This window comes from Rhodococcus ruber NBRC 15591 (genome assembly GCF_001894945.1).
GTDB classification, from domain to species: domain Bacteria; phylum Actinomycetota; class Actinomycetes; order Mycobacteriales; family Mycobacteriaceae; genus Rhodococcus; species Rhodococcus ruber.
Genome location: NZ_BCXE01000012.1, coordinates 142,442 through 164,069, shown reverse-complemented (window position 1 = coordinate 164,069; position 21,628 = coordinate 142,442). Strand labels below are relative to the sequence as shown.

At 72.0% G+C, this 21,628-nt stretch carries 22 protein-coding genes, 1 pseudogene and 1 riboswitch; of the genes and pseudogenes, 6 read left to right on the top strand and 17 right to left on the bottom strand.

Features of this window, described 5'->3' with window-relative positions; translation table 11 throughout:
* The first annotated feature begins 110 nt into the window (after window positions 1-110).
* Both RR3_RS08595 and RR3_RS08590 read left to right on the top strand, forming a co-directional pair.
* Window positions 111-1,781, top strand: coding sequence for an alpha-(1->6)-mannopyranosyltransferase A (locus RR3_RS08595; RefSeq protein WP_072786378.1), 1,671 nt, complete (start codon window positions 111-113; stop codon window positions 1,779-1,781).
* Window positions 1,778-2,686, top strand: coding sequence for a phytoene/squalene synthase family protein (locus tag RR3_RS08590; protein ID WP_010594368.1), 909 nt, complete (start codon window positions 1,778-1,780; stop codon window positions 2,684-2,686). Before RR3_RS08595 ends, RR3_RS08590 begins: the two co-directional genes overlap by 4 nt.
* 10 nt (window positions 2,687-2,696) lie before the next feature.
* On the opposite strand, the gene RR3_RS08585 is transcribed toward RR3_RS08590, so the two are convergent.
* The gene (locus tag RR3_RS08585) at window positions 2,697-3,068 is read right to left on the bottom strand and encodes an Rv2175c family DNA-binding protein (RefSeq protein WP_026138005.1); all 372 of its coding nucleotides are present in this window, start codon (window positions 3,066-3,068) and stop codon (window positions 2,697-2,699) included.
* A 35-nt stretch (window positions 3,069-3,103) separates the two neighbouring features.
* Window positions 3,104-3,247, bottom strand: a complete 144-nt coding sequence (locus tag RR3_RS24870; protein ID WP_156525158.1) for a hypothetical protein — start codon at window positions 3,245-3,247, stop codon at window positions 3,104-3,106.
* Between the two features lie 134 nt (window positions 3,248-3,381).
* Here RR3_RS24870 and pknB point away from each other — a divergent pair, with 134 nt between their 5' ends.
* Window positions 3,382-5,382, top strand: coding sequence for a Stk1 family PASTA domain-containing Ser/Thr kinase (gene pknB / locus RR3_RS08580; protein ID WP_017681751.1), 2,001 nt, complete (start codon window positions 3,382-3,384; stop codon window positions 5,380-5,382).
* A gap of 13 nt (window positions 5,383-5,395) precedes the next feature.
* On the opposite strand, the gene RR3_RS08575 is transcribed toward pknB, so the two are convergent.
* The 13 genes and pseudogenes from RR3_RS08575 to RR3_RS24865 form a co-directional block, all read right to left on the bottom strand.
* A complete protein-coding gene (locus RR3_RS08575) occupies window positions 5,396-6,781 on the bottom strand; it encodes a class II 3-deoxy-7-phosphoheptulonate synthase (protein WP_010594365.1) in 1,386 nt (461 codons plus the stop codon).
* 90 nt (window positions 6,782-6,871) lie between these two features.
* On the bottom strand, window positions 6,872-7,363 hold the full coding sequence (locus RR3_RS08570) for a polyadenylate-specific 3'-exoribonuclease AS (protein WP_010594364.1): 492 nt from the start codon (window positions 7,361-7,363) through the stop codon (window positions 6,872-6,874).
* 82 nt (window positions 7,364-7,445) lie between these two features.
* Window positions 7,446-8,183 (bottom strand): lysophospholipid acyltransferase family protein, encoded by a 738-nt coding sequence (locus RR3_RS08565; RefSeq protein ID WP_010594363.1) that lies wholly within the window; start codon window positions 8,181-8,183, stop codon window positions 7,446-7,448.
* Window positions 8,184-8,314: 131 nt separating this feature from the next.
* Window positions 8,315-9,289 (bottom strand): ROK family protein, encoded by a 975-nt coding sequence (locus tag RR3_RS08560; RefSeq protein ID WP_010594362.1) that lies wholly within the window; start codon window positions 9,287-9,289, stop codon window positions 8,315-8,317.
* A 13-nt stretch (window positions 9,290-9,302) separates the two neighbouring features.
* Window positions 9,303-9,743 (bottom strand): hypothetical protein, encoded by a 441-nt coding sequence (locus RR3_RS08555; protein WP_010594361.1) that lies wholly within the window; start codon window positions 9,741-9,743, stop codon window positions 9,303-9,305.
* Window positions 9,740-10,960, bottom strand: a complete 1,221-nt coding sequence (locus RR3_RS08550) for an ArsA family ATPase (protein WP_017680376.1) — start codon at window positions 10,958-10,960, stop codon at window positions 9,740-9,742. Before RR3_RS08550 ends, RR3_RS08555 begins: the two co-directional genes overlap by 4 nt.
* Before the next feature lie 32 nt (window positions 10,961-10,992).
* The gene (locus RR3_RS08545; RefSeq protein ID WP_010594359.1) at window positions 10,993-11,430 is read right to left on the bottom strand and encodes an SRPBCC family protein; all 438 of its coding nucleotides are present in this window, start codon (window positions 11,428-11,430) and stop codon (window positions 10,993-10,995) included.
* A gap of 124 nt (window positions 11,431-11,554) precedes the next feature.
* A pseudogene (locus RR3_RS08540) lies at window positions 11,555-11,954 on the bottom strand (polyketide cyclase / dehydrase and lipid transport).
* A 75-nt stretch (window positions 11,955-12,029) separates the two neighbouring features.
* On the bottom strand, window positions 12,030-13,157 hold the full coding sequence (locus RR3_RS08535; protein ID WP_017680375.1) for a glycosyltransferase family 4 protein: 1,128 nt from the start codon (window positions 13,155-13,157) through the stop codon (window positions 12,030-12,032).
* A gap of 42 nt (window positions 13,158-13,199) precedes the next feature.
* Window positions 13,200-14,528 (bottom strand): gluzincin family metallopeptidase, encoded by a 1,329-nt coding sequence (locus RR3_RS08530; RefSeq protein ID WP_082900297.1) that lies wholly within the window; start codon window positions 14,526-14,528, stop codon window positions 13,200-13,202.
* 56 nt (window positions 14,529-14,584) lie between these two features.
* Window positions 14,585-15,628 (bottom strand): NlpC/P60 family protein, encoded by a 1,044-nt coding sequence (locus RR3_RS08525; RefSeq protein WP_174557560.1) that lies wholly within the window; start codon window positions 15,626-15,628, stop codon window positions 14,585-14,587.
* Between the two features lie 198 nt (window positions 15,629-15,826).
* On the bottom strand, window positions 15,827-16,408 hold the full coding sequence (locus RR3_RS08520; protein ID WP_010594353.1) for a C40 family peptidase: 582 nt from the start codon (window positions 16,406-16,408) through the stop codon (window positions 15,827-15,829).
* Between the two features lie 14 nt (window positions 16,409-16,422).
* Window positions 16,423-16,589: riboswitch (cyclic di-AMP (ydaO/yuaA leader) on the bottom strand.
* Between the two features lie 148 nt (window positions 16,590-16,737).
* The gene (locus RR3_RS24865) at window positions 16,738-16,899 is read right to left on the bottom strand and encodes a hypothetical protein (protein ID WP_155621879.1); all 162 of its coding nucleotides are present in this window, start codon (window positions 16,897-16,899) and stop codon (window positions 16,738-16,740) included.
* A gap of 195 nt (window positions 16,900-17,094) precedes the next feature.
* Between RR3_RS24865 and RR3_RS08515 the strand changes: the two genes are divergently transcribed.
* Together RR3_RS08515 and RR3_RS08510 are read left to right on the top strand one after the other, a co-directional pair.
* The gene (locus RR3_RS08515) at window positions 17,095-18,876 is read left to right on the top strand and encodes a DEDD exonuclease domain-containing protein (RefSeq protein WP_017680372.1); all 1,782 of its coding nucleotides are present in this window, start codon (window positions 17,095-17,097) and stop codon (window positions 18,874-18,876) included.
* Between the two features lie 42 nt (window positions 18,877-18,918).
* Window positions 18,919-19,194, top strand: coding sequence for an Lrp/AsnC family transcriptional regulator (locus RR3_RS08510; RefSeq protein ID WP_003934124.1), 276 nt, complete (start codon window positions 18,919-18,921; stop codon window positions 19,192-19,194).
* 83 nt (window positions 19,195-19,277) lie between these two features.
* Here RR3_RS08510 and trpD read toward each other — a convergent pair whose 3' ends face one another.
* Window positions 19,278-20,351: an anthranilate phosphoribosyltransferase gene (trpD, locus tag RR3_RS08505; RefSeq protein ID WP_026137668.1), complete on the bottom strand. Its 1,074-nt coding sequence runs from the start codon at window positions 20,349-20,351 to the stop codon at window positions 19,278-19,280.
* 65 nt (window positions 20,352-20,416) lie between these two features.
* Window positions 20,417-20,863, bottom strand: a complete 447-nt coding sequence (locus RR3_RS08500) for a hypothetical protein (protein ID WP_048770970.1) — start codon at window positions 20,861-20,863, stop codon at window positions 20,417-20,419.
* Between the two features lie 137 nt (window positions 20,864-21,000).
* Between RR3_RS08500 and ctaE the strand changes: the two genes are divergently transcribed.
* A complete protein-coding gene (gene ctaE, locus RR3_RS08495) occupies window positions 21,001-21,612 on the top strand; it encodes an aa3-type cytochrome oxidase subunit III (RefSeq protein ID WP_010594348.1) in 612 nt (203 codons plus the stop codon).
* Window positions 21,613-21,628: the final 16 nt, after the last annotated feature.

Here is a 21,628-nt window from a genome sequence, read left to right as displayed (position 1 = left end):
GACCGCGGACGGTGGCGGCTGAACTAAACTGTCACCTCGTTCACCTGTCCGCCCGCGCCGCGCCCGGGCCCCGCACCGTCCACGACTTCCCGGGGGAGGAACTCGCAACCATGTCGTCCCCTGCCCCTTCCGACGCTGCTCCACAGCATCCGTCCGGACCGCAGCGTCCCCCGGAACAGCAGCGTCCCCCGGAACAGCAGCGTCCCCCGGAACAGCAGCGTCCCCCGGAACAGCAGCGCCCGCCGGAACAGCAGCCTGCCGCCTCGCGGCCCGCGCGGAGCGGACCGGGCGACTTCCTGCGGAGCCCGGCCGGCAATGCGGGCCTCCTGGGCGCCCTCGGCGCCGCCTTCGTCACGTTCGGCGGCTTCGGGGCGGGCAGCGTCCGGCGGCAGGACCCGCTGCTCGAAGAGCTGTACCTGTCCTGGTTGCGGTTCGGGCACGGCCTGCTGCTCTCGACGATCCTGATCTGGGCCGGCGTCCTGCTGATGATCGCGGCCTGGGTGCGGCTGGGCCGGAGCACACTCTCCGGGCACGTGACCCTGCGCGAGCTGTGGACGGTGCTGCCGATGTGGGTGGCGCCGCTGTTGGTGGCGCCGCCGATGTTCAGCCGCGACGCCTACTCCTACCTCGCCCAGGGGGCGATGCTGCGCGACGGCTTCGACCCGTACCTCGACGGTCCGGTCGTCAACCCGGGTGTGCTGCTCGACAACGTGAGCAACGTGTGGAAGACGACCACCACCCCGTACGGTCCGGTGCATCTGCTGCTCGGCGCGGGCATCACGTCGCTGACCGGCGACGATGTCGTCACCGGTACCTGGTTGCTGCGGCTGACGATGCTGCCGGGGCTGGTGCTCACCGCGTGGGCCGTGCCGAAGCTCGCACGCCGGCTCGGCGGCAACCCCCGCATCGCCCTGTGGCTGGCGGTGCTCAACCCCCTGATCCTGATCCACCTCATCGGCGGTGTGCACAACGAGATGCTGATGGTCGGGTTCATGATCGCCGGCATCGTGCTCGTACTCGAGGGCCGACACGTCGGCGGCATCGCCCTCGTGTCCGTCGGCGCCGCGGTCAAGGCATCGGCGGGAATCGCGCTGCCCTTCCTGGTGTGGATCTGGATTCTGCACGAGCGGGACCGGGCGCGGGCGCAGGGCCGCGAACCGGCATCGCCGATCGTGCTGTTCGGGAAGACCGCAGGCGCGGGGTTGCTGGTGTTCGCGGCCGTGTTCGGGGCGGCCTCGGCGCTCGCAGGAGTCGGCATCGGCTGGCTGACGGCCTTGTCCGGCTCGTCGAAGATCATCAACTGGCTGTCGCTGCCGACGATCATGGCGCACGCGGTCACGTGGTTCACGCCGTGGCAGCTGGGCTCGATCCTGGATGTCACCCGCATGCTCTGCGCCGTCGCGTTGCTGGTGATCATGGTGGTGACGTGGTGGCGGTTCCGGCGCACCGAGCGCGATGCGGTGCTCGGCATCGTGATCACGCTGACCGCGATCACGATGCTCTCGCCGGCCGCCCTGCCGTGGTACTACTCGTGGCCGCTCGCGGTGGCCGCGGGCTTCGCCCTGTCGACGACCACATTGGCGGTGCTCGTGGGCCTGTCGACCTGGCTGATGCTGATCTTCAACCCCGACGGCTCGATCGGCATGTACAACCTCGCCCATGTGCTCCTGGCTGTGGTCGCCTCGGTGATCGCCGCCGCGTCGCTGCGTACCGTCGACCCGTTGCGGCTGCGCGCGCGACGGGAACCGCCCGTCCCCACCGTCCGCCCGGATCCGAGGTGACCGTGCCCGAGACCGACGCAGGATTCCGCTATTGCGAGGAACTGGCGGCCACACACGGCCGGACGTACTATCTCGCCACTCGTCTCCTGCCCCGGCCGCGGCGGTCGGCGGTCCACGCCCTCTACGGCTTCGCTCGTCTCGTCGACGACATCGTCGACGTGACCGCCGTCGACGACCCGGCCGCCGCTGCCCTGCAGGTGACCGAAACGGAGCGCCGGCTGCACGCCGCGCTCGCGGGCGACCCCGGACCGGCGGACGCGACCGGTCTGGTGGTCGGGGCGCTGGCCGAGACCATCCGGCGTTACGACCTGCCTCTGGAGTACTTCGAGGCGTTCGTCCGGTCGATGCGGATGGACATTCCCGGCACCCCCGAGTTCCGCCCGCGCTACGACGACATGCCGCAGCTGCGGGAGTACATGTACGGTTCGGCGGCGGTCATCGGGCTGCAGCTGCTGCCCGTGTTCGAGGTGGCCGACATCGACGCGGCTGCACCCTACGCCGCGGCGCTCGGAGAAGCCTTCCAGCTCACGAACTTCATCCGGGACGTGGGCGAGGACCTCGACCGGGGACGCACCTACCTGCCGGCCGACACGTGGGCCGCCTTCGGGGTCGATGTCGCGCTGCTCGAGCACGGTCGGCGGACCGGCGGGACCCCGGATCCGCGGGTGCGCCGGGCACTGGCCCACTTCGTGGCGCTCACGCGCGCGGAGTACCGGCGCGCCGAGCCCGGTCTGGCGCTGCTGCCGGACCGGATCCGGCCCGGCATCCGCACCGCCTTCGCGTTGTACGGCGGAATCCTCGACGAGGTCGAGCGCAGCGGTTACCGCGTCCTGGACGAGCGCGCCGTGGTCCCCGGCCGGCGCCGTGCGCGGGTTGCGCTGACCCAGCTGGCCCGCCTGCGCTGAACGCCCGGAGTCAGAAGCCGAGTGCCTGCGCCCGGCGCATGACCTCCCGCCTCGCGTGGGTGTGCATCGCCGCGGCCGGAGAGCCGCCCGTGAGCGTGTCGTCGTCCCGGAACATCCAGTTCAGGATCTCGTCGTCCCGGAATCCTCCGTCGTGCAGCACCGCGATGAGACCGGGGATGCCCGTGAGGATCTGACCGTCGTCGTCGAAGAATGCCGCAGGCACCGCCAGCACGCCGTCCCGCTTGATCGCCAGGAGTTGGCGGTCACGCAGCAGCTGGTGGACCCGGGTGATCACCAGACCGAGCTGCTTCGCCACGTCGACCAGTTGGAGCACGGGTACGGAGCGGTCGAGGACGTCTTCGCTGTAAGGGATAGCACTCACGCTGCCAACGTTATCGGGTCCACGGCGGCGGGCCGTCAACGGCCGGTACGGGTGGCCACCGCGGCGAGCCGCGCAGGAGTGACCGCGGCGAGCCGCGCAGGTGTCACCGCGGCGAGCCGCGCAGGTGTCACCGCGGCGAGCCGCGCAGGTGTCACCGCGGCGAGCCGCGCAGGTGTCACCGCGGCGAGCCGCGCTCGGGCGACCGGACGGTTGGTGCGCTGGCTACGATCGACAGAGGCGAACCCGGCGGTCTTCCCCGCGTACGCCGCACCTGACGCAGCAAGACGACGGCACGGACACGGGGGTACACCGGGTGAGCTCTGGAGGCGACCGCCTGATCGGCACGGTGCTCGAACGGCGCTACCGCATCGAGGCACCGATCGCCCGCGGCGGCATGTCCATCGTGTACCGAGGCACGGACCTGCGACTCGACCGTCCGGTGGCGGTGAAGGTCATGGATCCGCAGTTCGCGGCCGATCCCCAGTTCCTGGCGCGGTTCGAGTTCGAGGCGCGCTCGGTGGCGCGGTTGACCCATCCGGGTCTGGTTGCGGTGTACGACCAGGGACAGGACGGGGACCACGTCTTCCTGGTGATGGAACTGGTCGAGGGCGGCACGCTGCGTGAACTGCTGCGCGAGCGGGGCCCGATGCCCCCGCACGCGGCGGCGGCCGTCGCGGCGCCGGTGCTGGGGGCGCTCGCCGTGGCGCACCGCGCCGGCCTGGTGCACCGTGACGTCAAGCCGGAGAATGTGCTGATCTCCGATGCCGGGGAGGTGAAGATCGCCGATTTCGGCCTGGTGCGTGCGGTCGCCGCGGCAACGACGACGTCGCGCAGTGTCATCCTGGGGACCGCCGCATATCTGTCGCCGGAACAGGTGACCACGGGTACCGCGGACGCACGCAGCGACGTGTACGCGACCGGGATCCTGCTGTTCGAGATGCTGACCGGACGCACCCCGTTCACCGGCGACACGTCGCTGTCGGTGGCCTACCAGCGGGTCGATCGGGACGTCCCGGACCCCGGCGCCCTCATCGACGGGGTCCCGGAGCAGTTCGACGAGCTGGTCCGGCACGCCACCGAACGAGAGCCCGGTGAGCGGTTCCCGGATGCCGGGGCGATGGCCGCCGCGCTGAGCGAGGTCTGCGATGCCCTGGCGTTGCCCCGCTACCGGGTGCCCGCTCCGCAGCGGTCCGCGCAGCATCGTTCGGCCGCCGCGGAACCGGCGACGGCTACGGTGGTTCCCGCGCCACCGACCGTGGCCGTGCGCGCAGCGGCACCGCCGTCGCGACCGTTGCCCCCTCCGGCGGCTCCGGGTCTCGCCGCCCAGCTCTCCCCCGCCGGTCCGCAGCACACCAAGGTCGTCACCCAGCAACACCCGCGTGCCGAGACCTCGGGGCTCCGGGCCGAGCCGGCCGATTTCGCCGCCGAGCGCCGACGGAACCGGCGGACGACGCTGCTGTGGCTACTGGCGATCCTGGTCCTGGCGCTGGCCGTCGGCTTCGGCGGATGGTGGCTCGGGTCCGGGCGGATGACCACCGTCCCGAGCGTGCTCGGGGCCGATCGGGACACCGCGCTCGCGGCCCTGCAGGCCGCAGACGTGACCCCCGAGGTACGGGGGGAGTACTCCGACGACGCCTCCGTCGACACCGTGCTCGGCACCGACCCGGAGGCCGGCAGCCGGGTCGCCCGGGGCGACGAGGTCGTGCTGCTCGTCTCGCTGGGCCGGCCGACCGTGCCCACGATCGTCGGTGACGGCGACCGCGACGTCATCGAACAGGAACTGCGTAACCGGACCTTTGTCCCGGTGGACGGTGGCTCGGCCTACAGCACCGCCGTCGAGGAGGGCGGGGTCGCCGCGCTCGACCCGGCACCCGGCACAGTCCTTCCGGTGGGGGCGGAAGTCGCGGTGATCGTCAGCAAGGGGTCACCGCCGGTGGATGTGCCCGACGTCGCGGGCCGCACCGTCGACGAGGCCCGGCGGGCCCTGGACACGGTGGGACTCACGGTGCGCGAGTCGCGGGAGGTGTTCGACGCGGACGTCGATGCGGGACGAGTCGTCGGCACCGATCCGGCGATCGGGAACCGGGTCAACGCCGGCGGCAGCGTCACGCTGCTGGTGTCGAATGCCGTGAAGGTGCCCTCACTGCTGGGCCGCACGGTCGCCGCGGCGCGCGACGAACTCGGCCGGCTCGGTCTGGACGTCGAGGTGCGCCAGTTCGCGGGCTCCGACCGCTCGGTGGTGATCGGTCAGAGCCCGGGGGCGGGCGACCGGGTCGAGCCGGGCGGCACGGTGACCCTCACCGCCCTGCCCTGAGACCCTGCCGGAGTCAGCCGCGGAGCATCTCCGCGACCAGGAACGCCAGCTCCAGCGACTGCTGCGTGTTCAGGCGGGGATCGCACGCCGTCTCGTAGCGGCCGTGCAGGTCGATGTCGGAGATGTCCTGCGCGCCGCCGAGGCACTCGGTGACGTCCTCGCCGGTGAGTTCGATGTGGATGCCGCCCGGGTGCGTGCCGAGTGCGTTGTGCACCTCGAAGAAGCCTTGCACCTCGTCGACGATCCGGTCGAAGTGCCGGGTCTTGTACCCCGTGGACGCCTCGTGCGTGTTGCCGTGCATCGGGTCGCACTGCCAGATGACCTGACGTCCGGTCGCCTGCACCTTCGCGATGATCGCAGGTAGCAGATCGCGCACCTTCGCGTGCCCCATCCGGGAGATGAGGGTCAACCGGCCCGGCTTGTTGGTGGGATCGAGCCGCTCGACGTACTCAGCCGCCATCTCGGGCGTGGTGCTCGGACCGATCTTCAGGCCGATCGGGTTCGCGAGTAGCTCGGCGAAGGCGATGTGGGCGCCGTCGAGCTGCCGGGTACGGTCACCGATCCACAGGAAGTGCGCGGACAGGTCGTACAGCCGCGGGTGCCCGTCGGTGTTGTCGAGCCGCAGCATTGCCCGCTCGTAGTCGAGGACCAGCGCCTCGTGGCTGGCGTAGATGGTGGCGGCCTTCAGATTGGGGTCGACGACGCCGCACGCGTCCATGAAACGCAGGCCGCGGTCGATCTCGGAGGCGAGGGCCTCGTACCGCGCACCGGCCGGCGACGAGGCGACGAACTCCCGGTTCCAGTCGTGCACCCGGTGCAGGTCCGCCTCGCCGGCGGCAGTGATGGCCCGGACCAGGTTCATCGCGGCGCTGGCGTTGGCGTAGGCACGGATGAGCCGGGACGGATCGTGTGCGCGCACGGCCGCGTCCGCGACGAGGGAGTTGATCATGTCGCCCCGGTACGACTGCAGCCCGAGCGCATCGATGTCCGACGATCGCGGTTTGGCGTACTGCCCGGCGATCCGTGCGACCTTCACGACCGGCAGCGACGCGCCGTAGGTCAGCACGACGGCCATCTGCAGCAGCGTGCGGATGTTGGCCTTGATGTGCGGCTCGGTGTTGTCGGCGAAGGTCTCGGCGCAGTCGCCGCCCTGGAGCAGGAAGGCTTCGCCGCGCGCGACCGCGGCGAGGTGGTTCTGCAGCTCCTCGACCTCGCGGGCCACGGTGATCGGTGGCACGCTCTCGAGCACGGTGCGCATCGCCGACGCCTGGTCCTCGGGCCAGCTCGGCTGCTGCAGGGCGGGCTTGGCCAGGGCCGCGTCCAGCCGTTCGCGCAGCTCGTCGGGGAGCGGCGGAAGGGTCGGCAAGCGGTCGATCGGCACATCGACAGTCCAGTTCACACCATCAGGATATGGCCCCGGCGCGACGACGGATACGCACCCCCGGGTAGGTCGACGCCACACCCCCCGCGCCGACCTCGGCTCGGGACCTCAGCGGCGTCGTCGGGCGGCCTCGATGGCCTCGAACTTGGCGAGGTTGTGACGCGCGTCGGCGAGGGCGTCGTGATTGTCGTCGGGTACGGCCGGAAGCGGCGGCCTGCCGTGCTGTTCCCAGTGCTGGCGCAACTCGCGGGTGAACTTGGGCAGCGCGTCGGGCAGTTCCGGCATCGTGCCCCAGAGCTGGACGAGCGCGACGTGATCGTAGGCCCCGAGCCAGGCCCACAGTTCGGGCTGGATGCCCGGCCGGGGGATCAGGAAGGACAGCAGGTCGTCGCGGATGCGGGTCCGGGACCTCCAGGCGGGGTGCGCGGGGGGCGGAAGCTTCGGCAGCACATTCCGGCGTACCCACGGCCCGGCCCGCTCGGGATCGAATTCGGTCGACACCGCATAGAACTCGCGCCCGTCCTCGCAGGCGACACCGATCGACACGAGCTCGATGGTGCGACCATCCTCGATGAACTCGCAGTCGTAGAAGTAACGCACGTGCGCACATTATGCCCGGCCACGGCCGGGGCGGTGCCGCCGGCGCCCGGTCACGGCCGGGACGGTGCCGCCGGCGCCGGCGTCAGCCGGCCTGCGTGTCGGGCAGGCGGTCCGCGTCGGCGGCTGCGGACGCCGCATCCTCCTCGGCGGGCCGGTTCTTGAGGGTGGCGGCGTAGATGTCGACGTACTGCTGGTCCGACAGGCGCATCAGCGCGTACATCACCTCGTCGGTGACGGTGCGCTCGACGAATCGGTTGCCGCTCATGCCTTCGAAGCGGGAGAAGTCGATCGGTTCACCGATCCGGACCGTCACCTTGGCCGGCTTCCACATCTTCGACCCGATGGGGTTCATCTCGTCGGTGCCGATCATCGCCACGGGGATCACTTTGACGCCGGTCTGCAGGGCGAGCCGGGCGATGCCGGTCTTGCCCTTGTACAGGCGCCCGTCCGGCGACCGGGTGCCTTCCGGGTAGATGCCGAGCAGCTTGCCCTGGGAGAGGACGCGGACACCGGCGTTGAGGGCGTCCTGCGCCGCATCCGCCCCGGTGCGGTCGATCGGGACCTGACCGACCGCGGAGAAGAACCAACGTTGGAACCGGCCCTTGAATCCGGTGCCGGTGAAGTACTCGCTCTTGGCGAGGAAGGTGATGCGCCGCCGCACCACGAGCGGAAGGAAGAAGGAGTCGAGGACGGCTTTGTGGTTACTGGCGAGGATCGCGGGGCCGTCGGTCGGAATGTTCTCCGCACCTTCGATTTTCGGCCGCCCCATGAGCCACAGCAGCGGCCCCAGCAGGACGTACTTGAATAGCCAATACCACATGGCGTCCTTCCCCGTCTCCGAAACGCGCAGGCAGACCGTGCCTGCCGATCGACTCTACGACGGCGAGGTGTTGCCGTGCACACCGTGGCATGCCGGGGTCCCGCCTCACACCGACGGACGTGACGAGCATCTCACTCGCTCGGTCCGTTTCGTCCGGACCGGTGCCGGGCGAGGTCGGCCGCGCCCACCAGGCCGGCGGCGTCGCCGAGGTGTGCGGCACGGACCCGCGCGAGCGGCCGGTGGCCCCGGCCGGTCAGGGCCGCCGCGTAGTGTCCGCGGGCGTCGTCGAGGAACAGGGACGCCGACTCCGACACTCCGCCGGCGACCACCACCAGTTCCGGGTCGAAGAGGTCGGCGACCATGGCCAGGCCGAGTCCGAGCCAGCGGGCGAATTCCCCCATCGCCGCGACGGCGAGCGGGTCGCCGTCCTGCGCGGCTCCGGCGATCCGTCGTCCGGTCAGCGCGCCGGGATCCGCCGCGACGTCGCGGGTGAGCTGGGAGGAGCGGTCCGGACCTGCTGCGAGCAGCTCGATCGCCGTGTCGACCAGCGCGGTGCCACTGCAGTACCGCTCCCAGCAGCCGCGCTTCCCGCACGCGCAGGCGCGCCCGTCGGGAACCACCTGCAGGTGCCCGAGTTCCGGGGCGATGCCGTGCGCACCCCGGAACAGCACACCGTCGAGCAGCAGGGCGGCGCCGATCCCGGTGCCGACGGCGACCAGCACGGTCGTCCGGACACCCGCGGCGGCACCGAACCGGTACTCGGCCCACGCGGCGGCGTTGGCGTCGTGCTCGAGAACCACCGGCAGGCCGATCCGCGCGCTCATCCGCTCCGCCACGGGCACATCCGCCCACGGGAGGTGCGGGGCGTAGCGGACGACGCGACGGTCGGCGGTGAGGAACCCGGCGACGGCGAGACCGACGGCGGTGACCTCGTTGCGGCCCGCCAGGAGGGCGACGGTGCGGTCGAGGGCGCCGTCGAGGGCACGGGCCGAGTGCGGGGTCGGCGCCCGGACGGTGTCGACGACGGTGCCGGTACCGTCGACGACGGCCGCGCGGATGCTGGTGCCGCCCACGTCGATTCCGATCGTGAGTCGATCCGTGCTCACGGCGTGGGTCCGATCAGCGTCGGATCGTGACCGAGATCGGCACGAACGTGCCGTTGCGGCCGGGAGCCGGAGGCGGGTCCTGCGGACCGGGCGCGTCGGGGGCGGGTCCTCGGGCCGGAAGGTACCGGGCGAGCAGGTCCCGCAGCAGCGCGATCAGGGCCGCGATCTGAGTTGCGAGCCGGGTGAGGAGCTCGTGCGGCTCGCCCCGGACGGCGGCGGCCACGGCGCACAGCGGGCACCAGCTGCAACCGCCCGCCGTCGAGGCGGACGTGTCGGTAGCGGGCTCGGTCCCCGCATCGGGCGACACCGAATCGGGCGACACCGAGCCGGGCGCCGGCGACCGGGGGGACGACTCCGGCTCGGCGAATCGCTGCACCGTCTGCTCGAGCCGGTCGAGGACGGCATCGGCCAGCGCCCGCAGTTCGGCGACGAGGACGTCGTGGTCGGCGCTCATCGGGGCCACACCGCGGGATCGGGACGGAACCGCACCAGCAGGTCGGATCCTTCGAACTCGGCGCCGGCGACGGTGCAGCGCCGCAGACCGGACGCGAGCCGCACCCGGCGGCGCAGGCCGTCGGCGCCGATCACCAGGTCGTCGTCGACCCGGCCGAGCGTCAGCGATGCCGCATCCGCCAGCGGCAGATGCATCCGCATCGTGTACACCGCATCCACCCCTGTCCCCGATTCATGCTGGACCCGCACCGGCTCGAGGCCGGCATCCTCCTGCGTGAGCGGTGCTGCTCCGTCCGGATGCAGCGACTCCGCGAGCGCCGCCAGAGAGGCCAACCCTACCGGTTCGGCACACCGCTGCTCGCACTCGACCACGGTGACGTCGCCGAGGGTCGACGCGATCTCGGCCACGATCCGGCGCTGTCCGCCGCGCTGTTCGGCGAGCCAGGCCGCGGCGGGTCCGGTCTCCTCTGCCGGGAGGTCCGGGACGATCCGGTTGAGGATCACGCGTTCCAGCCGTAGCCCGGACAGGGCCGTCCAGGACCGGAGTCGTCGCGTTTCGGCGATGCCGAGCCGGTCGGCGGTGGCGACGAGGTCGACTCGGGTGCGCGTGCGGTCGCCGAGCAGGTCCTGCACGGTCGAGACGTGTTCGACGACGCGGTCGACCAGTGCCACGACCAGGGCGAGGCGCGGGTCAGCCCCGGTCGCCGCGACGATGCGGCTGTGCCGGGGCCAGATCCGCTCGATGTACTCCGAGGCCGTTGCCGGCGCGGCGAGCATGCGGAAGGCGTCCGCGGATGCGGGCAGATCGACGATCACCTCGCCCCAGCGTCCCGACTCGGCCAGGCGGGCCACCTCCCCGAGGGCGAGGATCTCCTGCGCGCCGGGCAGGCCGGTGAGTTCCTCGGCCGCGGGGATCCCGAACCGGTCACCGTGCCCGTGGGCACCGCCCGCGGCGGCGAGCGCGGTCAGGAGCGCAAACCGCTGCTCGAGCAGCGCGAGCGAATCGATTTCCAGCGCGTCGAGACCCTCGGCGACCGGCACGATGCGGGCGTCCACGGACCCGGTCGACGCCGGATCGACGGCCAGCACGTCGGTCAGCGAGTGCGCCTGATCGAGCGAGACGACGAGGGTGGGAACTCCGGAGCGGGCTGCCGCGAGGGCGGTCGCCGCGGCGAGGGTCGTCTTTCCGGCGCCCCCCTTGCCGACGAACAGCCGCACGGCGGCGGGGCCGGGCCGCCCGGCGAGCCCGCTCAGCCTTCCACCCGCTTCTTGAGTTCCTTCAGCGCGGTGTCGGTGATCACCTTCTCGGCTTTCCGTTTGAACAGTCCGATCATCGGGATGGTCAGGTCCACCGTCAGCTCGTAGTACACGGTGGTGCCGCCCTCCGGCGCTTCGGTGAGGATGTAGGAACCGAACTGGGCCTTCTGGATCTCCCCGGCGACGAGCTCCCAGCTGACCGACCGGCCGTCGGAAGCCCACTCGTAGACCAGCTCGTACGTGTCGCGCACCACGCCTGCGTCGAGCACGAACCGGACCCGTTCGGCGCGGCCTCCGGACTCGACGGCGAGCACTTCCACGGATTTCGCTGCCGAGACCCAGGCCGGGTACGCGTCGAAATCGGCGATCACGGCCATCACCCGATCCGACGGAGCATCGATGGTGATCGACCGCTTGGTCTTCTCGGCCATGCGACGAACGCTTCCTTTCCGTCTGTCCCCTCGTCCTACCGGATCGGCACACGCGGGAACCGCTGTCTATCACACCGTAGTAGTTCCGGTGCGGGCTCGTCGCCTGCAGGTACGGCCCCGTCGGTCAGGGGCGGGGGTCCTGTGGAGGTTCGCCGGCGGCGCGCCCGGCGTCGAGCCGCCGCTTGACGTCGAACGTCATGACCTTGCCGGCGACGCGGCGCCGGTGATTCATGGCGGCGAGATCCCACCCCCCCCGCCTTCTCCGGCGGCATCCCGGCCGGTTCGCAGTGCAGGAAGTAGTGCACGATCGCGCCGTCGAGCATCGGCTCGAGCCAGACCTCCATCGTGCCGGTCAGCGCCCCGCCGACCGACCATCGGATGCCCTTCTCGGCTCGGTCCTCTCGGACCGTGAGGTCCAGGTCGGGCCACCACGAACGCCAGCGGTGGGGCTGGGCGATCTCGGCCGCGATCCGCCTCGGCGCCGCGGCGATGAAGGCCTGATCGGCCACCTGAATGCTGCTCACGGGGACAGCTTCACACATGGCCGGTCCCGGCTCGTCCAGGGGGTTGCATGGGGTCGGGGCCGGACGGTCGGCACGTCAGGCCAGCAGACGCCGCAGCTTCTCGCCGAGCACGTCCCACCGCCATTCGGCGCCCACCCAGGCGCGGCCCGCCGCGCCCATCGCCGCCGCGCGGTCGCGGTCGGCGAGCAGGTCGGCGACGGCGGCCGCCACCGCCGCGACCGACGTGCCGTCGACGACGACACCGGTCTCTCCTTCCCGCACGGTTTCCGGCGCGCCGCCGGAGCGGCCCGCCACCACGGGCACCCCGGTGGCGGAGGCCTCGAGATAGACGATTCCGAGACCCTCGACGTCGAGGCCGGCGCCGCGCGTACGGCACGGCATCGCGAACACGTCCGCGAGGGTGTGGTGGGCGGCGAGCTCGGCGGCCGGCACTCCTCCGGTGATCACGACGTGGTCCTCGACTCCGACCGTGCGGGCCAGCTTGCGGAGGCGGTCGTGGTACGGGCCACCGCCGACGATCACGAGCACCGCCCCGTCGACACGGCGCCGGATCTCGGGCAGTGCACGGATGAGCATGTCCTGGCCCTTGCGCGGCACGAGCCGGGACAGGCACAGCACGGTGGGGCGGTCCCCGAGCCTGTACCGGGCGCGCAGGTCCGCGCGCGCCGCTGGATCCGGCCGGAACACCTCGGTGTCCACGCCGGACGGCAGGTGCTCGAGACCTGCGCCGGGCCCGAACGCCGAGGCGAATCGACCGCGGGTGTACCGGCTGACGTAGGTGACGGCGTCGGTGGTGTTGCCGATGCGGCGCAGCGCCCGCCGTCCGGCGGGCACCATCGACCAGCCGACCTCGTGCCCGTGGGTGCTGGCCACGATCCGGCGGGCGCCGGCGCGACGCAACCCGGGAGCGAGCAGGGCCAGCGGCGCCGCAGCGCCGAACCACACGGTCTCGCAGCCGCGATCGGTCATCAGCCGGGCCGCCCGCCGGGCCACGGCGGGGGTCGGCAACATCAGGGTCGTGGGGTGGCGGACGACCTCGAAGGGTTGCCGGGCGTCGAACGTCACGTGACTGTCCCCTCGCCATCGCGGGGCGTAGACGACCAGGTCGTCGGGCGGCACCTGGGCCGCGAACGCCTGCAGGTAGGACTGGATCCCCCCGGGCCGGGGCGGAAAGTCGTTGGTGACCAGCAGCGTTCGGGGCATGCGCTCACCGTAGGCGGTGCCGCGGTGGGTCCGGACGGCGGGTCAGCCGACGGGAGCCGGCACCTGCCTCTCGAGCCGGCTCCCCCATCGGTCGACGAGCTGATCCGCGTCCACACCGAGCACGTCGCCGAGGGCGGCGTCGAGCTCCCGGGTGTCGGCAGGCCCGGCGGACAGCCGCCGGTACAGGGCGGTGAGCCGCTCGCTGCCGAACTCCTCGGCGACGAACGCCGCGATCGACCACGCGCTCTCGTACGCCAGACGCGCGCCGTCGCCGGCGAACTCGGCGTCCGCGGGCAGCGTGCTCGGCGCCCCGCGCTCGGCGACGACCGCGGCGAGGGTGGGCGCGATCGCGGCGAGGTCGCCGCCGGCACCGCGGTAGCCCACGTAGTCGGCATAGCCCTCGAGGATCCACAGCGGCGACCCGTCCACGGTGTCGGTGCGCGCCGCGACGTGGGTGAGTTCGTGGCGCAGGATCGCCCGCAGCCCCGCCTCCTCCAGCCGCTGCTCGGCGGCGGGACTGAAGACGATGCGTTGACCGGTGGCCCGGCCCCGCTCGTGGTCGACGACGTCGGAGACCGCGACGGCAGCGATGTCCGCGCCGTTGTAGCGGCTGCCGACCTGCGCGGTGAACTCGTCGTGCGAGGCGGTGACGAGCACGAGGGCGCGGCGGGGCCATCCGGTTCCCCACACGGCGTCCACGGCCTCGACGGCGGAGGCGAGTTCGGCGGCGATGTCGGCGACGAGGGACGAGTGCTCGGGGTGGCCCACGACGAGGGACCGGTTCCCGGCCCCGGTCTCCACTGCCCGGACCTCGAGTGGGCCGAAGTCCCACGGCCCCCGCCAGGTAGTGGTGTCCGTACCCGGCAGCGGGCGGTCGTCGACGAGGTGCCACCGCTCTCCCCGGCGGGCGAGGACCACCGTCACGGGCTTGCGCGTGGGTTCGTCGTCGATCCCTTCGACGGCGTAGCGCAGCAGGACGGTGAGGGCACGGGCCTCGTCGGCGCCGAGCCGGGCCACCAGGTCGCCGGTGACGTCGGTCCCGAGGTCCGGTCCGAGCTCGTAGGCGAAGTCCGCCAGCGGCAACGCGGCCAGGGCTTCGGCGCGGCGCACCTCCGCCTCGAGCAGACCCGGGCGGGCGCGGGGATCCACGACGGTGGCGAGCACCGCCCGGTCGGCGGTGCGCACGGCCCGGGACCATGCATCGAGCAGTCCCTGCACGGCGCGGTGCGACGCCGGTTCGGCCGGGCCGTCGTCGGGCGTGAACGCGAGCGAGAGACCGACGGCCACGACCGCGACGACCAGTCCGGCGACACCGAGCCGTTCCCACCGGCGACTGCCAGGGGGACGGGGCGACGAGTAGGGCGCGGGCACGGCGGCCAGTGTAGGTCGCGCCCACGACCGCGCCGCGGGGGTGGGCGCGACGGACGTCAGTACCGGCGGGCGTTGTGGAACGGCATCCTGTCCATCGGGGCAACCTTGACCGGCACGCCGTAGGTGGAGGCGTGCAGGACGTTGCCGTTGCCCGCGTACAGCCCCACATGCGAGGCGTCGTCGTAGAACGTCACGACGTCGCCGGGTTGGAGCTGATCCCGCGGGACGGGGGTGCCCCCCTGCGCCTGGGCCTGGCTCGACCGCGGCAGGTTCTTGCCGATCTGCTTGTAGGCCCACACCACCAGGCCGGAGCAGTCGAACTCGGACGGGCCGGTGGCACCCCAGCTGTACGGGCTGCCGATCCGGGTCATGCCGGCCTGCAGGGCGCCGCTGCCGCTGCCGGGGGCCAGACTCGACAGGATCTTCTCGGCATCGAATCCCGGGGGGAAGGGGGCGCCGGCCAGGGTGGCCTTCTCCTCGGCGCTCAGGTCGGCAAAGGCCGCGAGCACCTCGTCGATCCGGGCCTCGAGTTCGCTCTGCTGCCGTTGCAGCTCGTCCCGCACGACCTGGGCCTGCTCGGCGGCGGCGCGGGCCTCGTCGGCCGAACGCTCGGATGCGAGCGCAGCCTCCGCGGCCGCGGCCGACGCGGTGCGGAATCCCGCGACCTGGTCGGCGGTCTGGTGGGCGATGACGTCGAGCGCCGACATCTGGTCGAGCAGCTGCTGGGGCGAATCGCTGACCATCAGGGCGAACAGCCGGTTGGTGCGGGCGCCGCGATAGTTGGCGACGGCGAGCTTGTCCACGGTGGGCCGGAAGACGGCCAGTTCCGCTTCCGCGGCGGCCAGCGCCTCGCGATCGCGCGCCAGAGCTGCCTCGGCGGCCCGCTGGGCCTCGACCTTCGCGTCGAGGTCGATTCCGGCGTTGTGCAGCGCCTCGGTGGTCTGCTCGGACTTGCGCGACAACTCGGCCAGCCGTTCCAGTGCGGCGGTGGGGCTCTCCCCCACCGGATCGGCACCGGCCGGGACGGCCACCGAGAACACCGCGAGGAGCACCCCGATCATCAGCGCCCGAAGCGACCGTTTCGTCCTGTCCACCACCACGGGACCAGGTCCTTTCGTTCGACGTTGCGCACCCGTTACCCGAAAAATCTCGATCAGGTTACGGAAGGGCTCCGGTTCGTGTCTACCCGCCGGTAGCTCACCCTGCGCCGGTAGTGCCCGTCCGGAGCGTCAGCGGGGGCGGACCGGCGTCGACCGGTCCGCCCCCGCTGCAGTGCGTGACAGTCGTGGAGTCGTCGCTCAGTAGCGGCGGGCCCCGTCGACCGGCATCGAGTTCATCGGCGCGATCTTCACGGGCTGACCCGAGGTCGACGCGTGGATGACGTTGCCGTTGCCGATGTAGATGCCGGAGTGGCTACCGCCGTAGAACGACACGACGTCGCCGGGCTGCAGCGCGGAGACGTCCACGGCCCTGCCGGCGGCGGCCTGGTCGTAGCTCGTGCGCGGCAGGTTCAGACCGGCCTGCTTGTAGGCCCACTGCACCAGGCCGGAGCAGTCGAAGGCATTCGGACCGGCGGCGCCGTAGACGTAGGGGGCGCCGAGCTTGCTGTGGGCTGCGTCCACGGCGCGCTGGGCGACCGAGGTGACCGGCGCACTGAAGGGCGCGGCCGGAGCCGGTGCGGCACCCTGCGGGGCCGGCGGGACGAGGTTGGCGACCTCCGGCGGGAGGGTCACGCCGGCCGGCAGGTCGAACGAGCCGACGCCGGGGATGGTGACCGGCTCGGCGAGTGCGGGTCCGGCAGAGACGGTGACCGCACCGAGAGCGAGGGCACCGGCAACGACAGCGCGCCGGACGGTGCGCTTGGAAATCTGAGACGCCACGAGGGGTTTGCTCCATTTCTTCCGTTCGTCCGCCGACCGAGTTAGCTGACGGGTTCGGGCTGGGAAGATCAGCCCTACCCCCCGTTCCGCGGGTGCGGTCGGAGGGATTCACCCCAGAGGACAACGTGGGTCCCCGGCTCGGGCACCCGTTGCGGATGCGCCGATTAGGCGGTGACCGAGCGGCGTCTCCCCTCTGGTGGTTCGACATCCTCACCGCTTGGTCTCGAAAAGATTACGAAATCGCATCGGAGGATGTCGACCGCCCGCGCCGTACGCGCCGCGGATTGACGGATATGCCCGATTCGGGCCGGACGGCTCCGGCCGTTCGATCACGGAAACGTAACGGTCGGTTCGAAGGACGACGGCACGGCGGCCACCTCCGGCACGTCCCGCGCCGACCACCGGCCCGCTGCCACGTCGTCGCAGGTCTCGCGGGCGATCGCGGCGGCGAGGACGCCCGCGACACCGCCCACCGCGGCGACACGTCCCACCGCACCACCCGCGTTGTTACCCCGTCGGCACGCCGCCCACACCCGCCCGGGCGATCGACGATGTGATCCTCGTCTCGTCGAGCCGACTCCGGGCGTCCGACCCCCCTCTTCCCCCACCCGGCGGTGTCGGATCCCTCTGCCGGCGTGCCGGATCCCCCTCCCCGCGGTGTCGGACCCGACTCCTACCCTGACGACGTGACCGTGCCCCGCCGACCCGATCCCGCCGTCGGGGTGCAGCTCGGGTTCGACGAACTGGACACGCCGTTGCGGGAGACGTTGTTCGTCGTCGTCGACCTCGAGACCACCGGCGGCAGTTCCACGGACGACGCCATCACGGAAATCGGCGCGGTCAAGATCCGTGGCGGCGAGGTTCTCGGCGAGTTCGCCACGCTCGTCGACCCGGGCCGTTCGATCCCGCCGAACATCGTCCAGCTCACCGGCATCACGACCGCCATGGTGCGTTCCGCGCCCCGGATCGAGCAGGTTCTGCCCTCGTTCCTCGAGTTCGCCGCCGGGGCCGTGCTCGTCGCGCACAACGCGGGCTTCGACGTCGGGTTCCTGCGGGCCGCAGCGTCCCGCGCCGAGGTCGCGTGGCCCCGGTTCACGGTGCTGTGCACGGTCAAGCTCGCCCGCCGCGTGCTCGGCCGGGACGAGGCCCCGTCCGTGCGACTGTCGGCGCTGGCCGAATTGTTCCGTGTGTCCACCACGCCCACGCACCGTGCTCTCGACGATGCCCGCGCCACCGTCGACGTCCTGCACGCGCTCATCGAGCGCGTCGGGAACCAGGGCGTCCACAGCCTCACCGAACTGCGGGACTATCTGCCGGCGGTCACCGCGGAGCAACGCGCCAAGCGGTCCCTCGCGGCACACCTGCCGCGACGGCCCGGTGTGTACCTGTTCCGCGGGCCCTCCGACGAGGTGCTGTACATCGGTACGGCCGTCGACCTGCGCCGCCGCGTGCGCAACTACTTCACCGGTTCCGAGACCCGGCCCCGGCTGAGGGAGATGGTGGCGCTCGCCACCCGGATCGACCACGTGGAATGCGCCCATGCCCTCGAGGCGGGGGTGCGGGAGTTGAGGCTGCTCGCCGCGCACGCCCCGCCCTACAACCGCCGCTCCAAGTTCCCCGCCCGGGGCTGGTGGATCACCCTCACCGACGAGGCGTTCCCCCGGCTGTCCGTCGTGCGGACACCCGCCGCGGCTCCCCCGCATCCGGTCGGCGGCCCCACCGTCGACGCCGTCGGCCCGTTCTCGTCGCGGGCCGACGCCGCCGCCGTCGCCACCACCGTCGCCGAGTTCTGCCGCCTTCGGACCTGCACCCGCCGGATCCCCCGCACGAAGCGCCACGGCGAGCACTGCCCGCCGGACGCCGTCGGAGCCTGCGCTGCCGCAGTAGCCGGACTGCAGACACCCGCCGAGTACGCGCAGCAGGTGGATCTCGCCCGCGCCCTGCTTCGCGGCGACGACGACGAGCCGCTGCATCGGATGCGCCGGCGTGTCGAACACCTCGGCGCTGCCGAACTGTTCGAGAGCGCGGCCCGGTTGCGGGACCGGACGGCCGACGCCGTGCTCGCACTGCGCCGGACGCAGCGCCTGGCCGCGCTCGCGGCGGTGGACGAGCTGGTCGCCGCCCGCCGGCGCGTCGAGGGCGGCTGGGAGTTCGCGGTGATCCGGGCGGGCCGGCTCGCGGGGGCGGGAGTCGCTCCGCGCGGCGTCCCGCCGATGCCCGTGGTCGACGCGATCGTCGCGGCAGCCGAGACGGTGCGGCCGACGACGGCGCCGTTGCGCGGCGCGCTCGTCGAGGAACTCGGCCTGCTGGTCCGCTGGCTCCACGACGACGGGGTCCGCATCGTCCGAACCTCCCAGGGCTGGTCCGAGCCGCTTCGCGGCGCCGGCGCCTGGGCGCAGTGGGGTGAACTCGCCCGGACGGCACGTGCCGGGGCCGAGCCGGTCCCGGTCGCGCACCCCCTACGCTGAGTGCTCGCCCGCACGTCCGTTCCCGGCAGCCGAGGAGAGCTCATGATCCACGCCATCGTCCTGATCCACGCCGACGCCCACCGGATTCCGGAGACCGCTCAGGCGGTCGCGGATCTGGCCGGTGTCGACAAGGTGTACTCCTGCGCCGGCGACATCGACCTGATCGCGCTGCTGCGGGTGCGGGACCACGAAGAGATCGCCGAGGTCGTCACCCGCGGGATCAACAAACTCGAGGGCGTGGCCAAGACGGCGACGCACATCGCCTTCCAGTCGTACTCGAGCGCCGATGTCGAGGCCGGGTTCTCGATCGGCGAATAGGACGGATGCCCGGCCCGCCCCGCGGTCACCTCGACCCGGCGGCGAGCCGGGTGGTCACCTCGACCCGGCGGCGAGCCGGGTGGTCACCTCGACCCGGCGGCGAGCCGGGTGGTCACCTCGGCCCAGCGAGCGAGGACAGCCGCCGCAGCGCCCGAGTCCAGCGCCTCGGCTGCGGTCTGCATCCCCGCCGCCAGGGCACTGGCGAGCGACCCCTCGAACCCCCGGAAGGCGGCGATCGCCCCGGCGGCGTTGAGCAGGACCGCATCGCGCACCGGGCCGTGCTCCCCGGCGAGGACCGCCCGCGCAATCACGGCGTTGTCGGTGGCGTCGCCGCCGCGCAGCGCCTCGAGCGGCACCCGGGCGACGCCCAGGTCGGTGGGATCGAGGCTCACGGTGCTCACGTGGCCGTCCCGGACGACGTACACCGTCGACGTCGTGGACGTGGTCAGTTCGTCGAGACCGTCGTCGCCGCGCACGACGAGGGCCGAGTTGCCCCGCTCGGCGAGGACCCCGGCGACCGTGCCGATCAACTCCGGGAAGGCGCATCCGATCAGGCCGGCGCGGGGCCGGGCCGGGTTGGTCAACGGCCCGAGCACGTTGAACACCGTGGGAATGCCGATCTGCTTGCGCGGTGCGGCTGCGAACCGGAGCGCCGGGTGGTAGACGGGTGCGAAACAGAAGCCGATACCGGCCTCGGCGACCGACTCCGCGACGGCCTCGGGACCGAGGTCGATGTGCACGCCCAGCGCTTCGAGCACGTCCGCGCCGCCGCTCTTCGACGACGCCGCCCGGTTGCCGTGCTTGACGACCCGGATCCCGCACGCCGCCACCACCAGCGACGCCATGGTGGAGATGTTGACCGTGTTCGCCCGGTCCCCTCCGGTGCCCACGATGTCGACGACGTCGTCGTCCACCGGCACCAGGCGCGCATGAGCGAGCATCGAGTCGGCGAGGCCGAGCAGTTCCTCGGGGGTCTCGCCCTTCATCTTCAGCGCGACGCCGAACGCGGCGATCTGCGCGGCCGTGGCGTTGTCGGACATGATCTCGTCCATCGCCCACTGGGCCTCCGCCCGGGCGAGGTCGCGTCCGGCGGTGAGCGCACCGAGGACCGCCGGCCAGCTCCGGGCCACCGCATCCGCCTGTCGTCCAGCGTTCATCGCACCTGCCCTCGCCGCATCTCGCTCCTTTGTCCGACGCCGTCGTCGGCGGCGCACGGAGGAGCTTAGTCAGCGCCCGTCGCCGGCTGCAGGGCGTCCCACCCCAGCGCGGTGCCGCCCAGGCGCTGGGCGAGGGAGGCCATCCGCGACCGTTCCTGCGAACAGTGCAGCGCATCGAGCACCTGCACCCGCTGCAGCAGGACGGCCTCGAGGCCGGTCCCGGCGGGACGCGCGGGCTGTGCGGGGGCGTACCCGTCCCGTCCACAGAGGGCGATCGCCTGATCCACCGAATCGGCCGGCAGTTCGAGGTGATGGCGCAGCACGGCTTCCGCTTCCGGGGACCAGGCCGGTTCCGACGCCGAGCCCCGCTCGAGGGCGGTCGAACAGGCCTCGACGTCGTCGAAGGACGAGACCACCACCACCAGGTCCGGCCGCGACGGATCGAGCGGCTCCGGACGCCTGCGTGAGAACACCCGGCGGACCCGGCTCCACACCCCTGCACCACTGCTCATCGCACCACGATCCCATGCTCGGCGACGGGGCGCGACGACCCCCCGGATCGGGGACTCACAGGCCGGTCACCAGCAAAGACGCGCCGATTTCAGCCCCGAGTGCCCAAGAGTTACTACGACCAGTCATACTTGCGAACGTGACGAGCGCAGTAGGGACTTCAGGAACTGCAATCACCCAGCGCGTGCACTCGCTGAACCGGCCCAATCTGGTCAGCGTCGGCACCATCGTGTGGTTGTCCAGTGAGCTCATGTTTTTCGCAGGGCTCTTCGCCATGTACTTCGTGGCCCGGGCACAGGCCGACGGCAACTGGCCGCCGGAGCCTGTCCATCTCAATCTGGCGCTGGCGGTGCCGGTCACCCTCGTGCTGATCGCCTCCTCCTTCACCTGCCAGATGGGCGTGTTCGCCGCCGAACGCGGCGACGTGTTCGGCCTCCGGCGGTGGTACCTCATCACCCTCGCCATGGGCACGTTCTTCGTGCTCGGCCAGGGCTTCGAGTACACCCAGCTGGTCGCGGAAGGCGTGACGATCTCGAGCATGGTCTGGGGGTCGGTCTTCTACATCACGACCGGATTCCACGGCCTCCACGTCATCGGCGGCCTCGTCGCCTTCGTGTTCCTCCTCGTACGCACGAGGGTCAGCAAGTTCACGCCGGCGCAGGCCACCGCAGCGATCGTCGTCTCCTATTACTGGCACTTCGTCGACATCGTGTGGATTGCGCTGTTTGCCACGATTTATTTCATCCGTTAGCCAGCTGAACGCCCAG

Excerpts from the sequence above, each read along its gene's own strand:
- RR3_RS08595 (WP_072786378.1), top strand. The coding sequence starts at position 111 with ATGTCGTCCCCTGCCCCTTCCGACGCTGCTCCACAGCATCCGTCCGGA.
- RR3_RS08565 (WP_010594363.1), bottom strand. The coding sequence starts at position 8,183 with ATGTGGTATTGGCTATTCAAGTACGTCCTGCTGGGGCCGCTGCTGTGG.
- RR3_RS08555 (WP_010594361.1), bottom strand. The coding sequence starts at position 9,743 with ATGAGCGCCGACCACGACGTCCTCGTCGCCGAACTGCGGGCGCTGGCC.
- RR3_RS08545 (WP_010594359.1), bottom strand. The coding sequence starts at position 11,430 with ATGGCCGAGAAGACCAAGCGGTCGATCACCATCGATGCTCCGTCGGAT.
- RR3_RS08535 (WP_017680375.1), bottom strand. The coding sequence starts at position 13,157 with ATGCCCCGAACGCTGCTGGTCACCAACGACTTTCCGCCCCGGCCCGGG.
- RR3_RS08510 (WP_003934124.1), top strand. The coding sequence starts at position 18,919 with ATGATCCACGCCATCGTCCTGATCCACGCCGACGCCCACCGGATTCCG.
- trpD (WP_026137668.1), bottom strand. The coding sequence starts at position 20,351 with ATGAACGCTGGACGACAGGCGGATGCGGTGGCCCGGAGCTGGCCGGCG.
- RR3_RS08500 (WP_048770970.1), bottom strand. The coding sequence starts at position 20,863 with ATGAGCAGTGGTGCAGGGGTGTGGAGCCGGGTCCGCCGGGTGTTCTCA.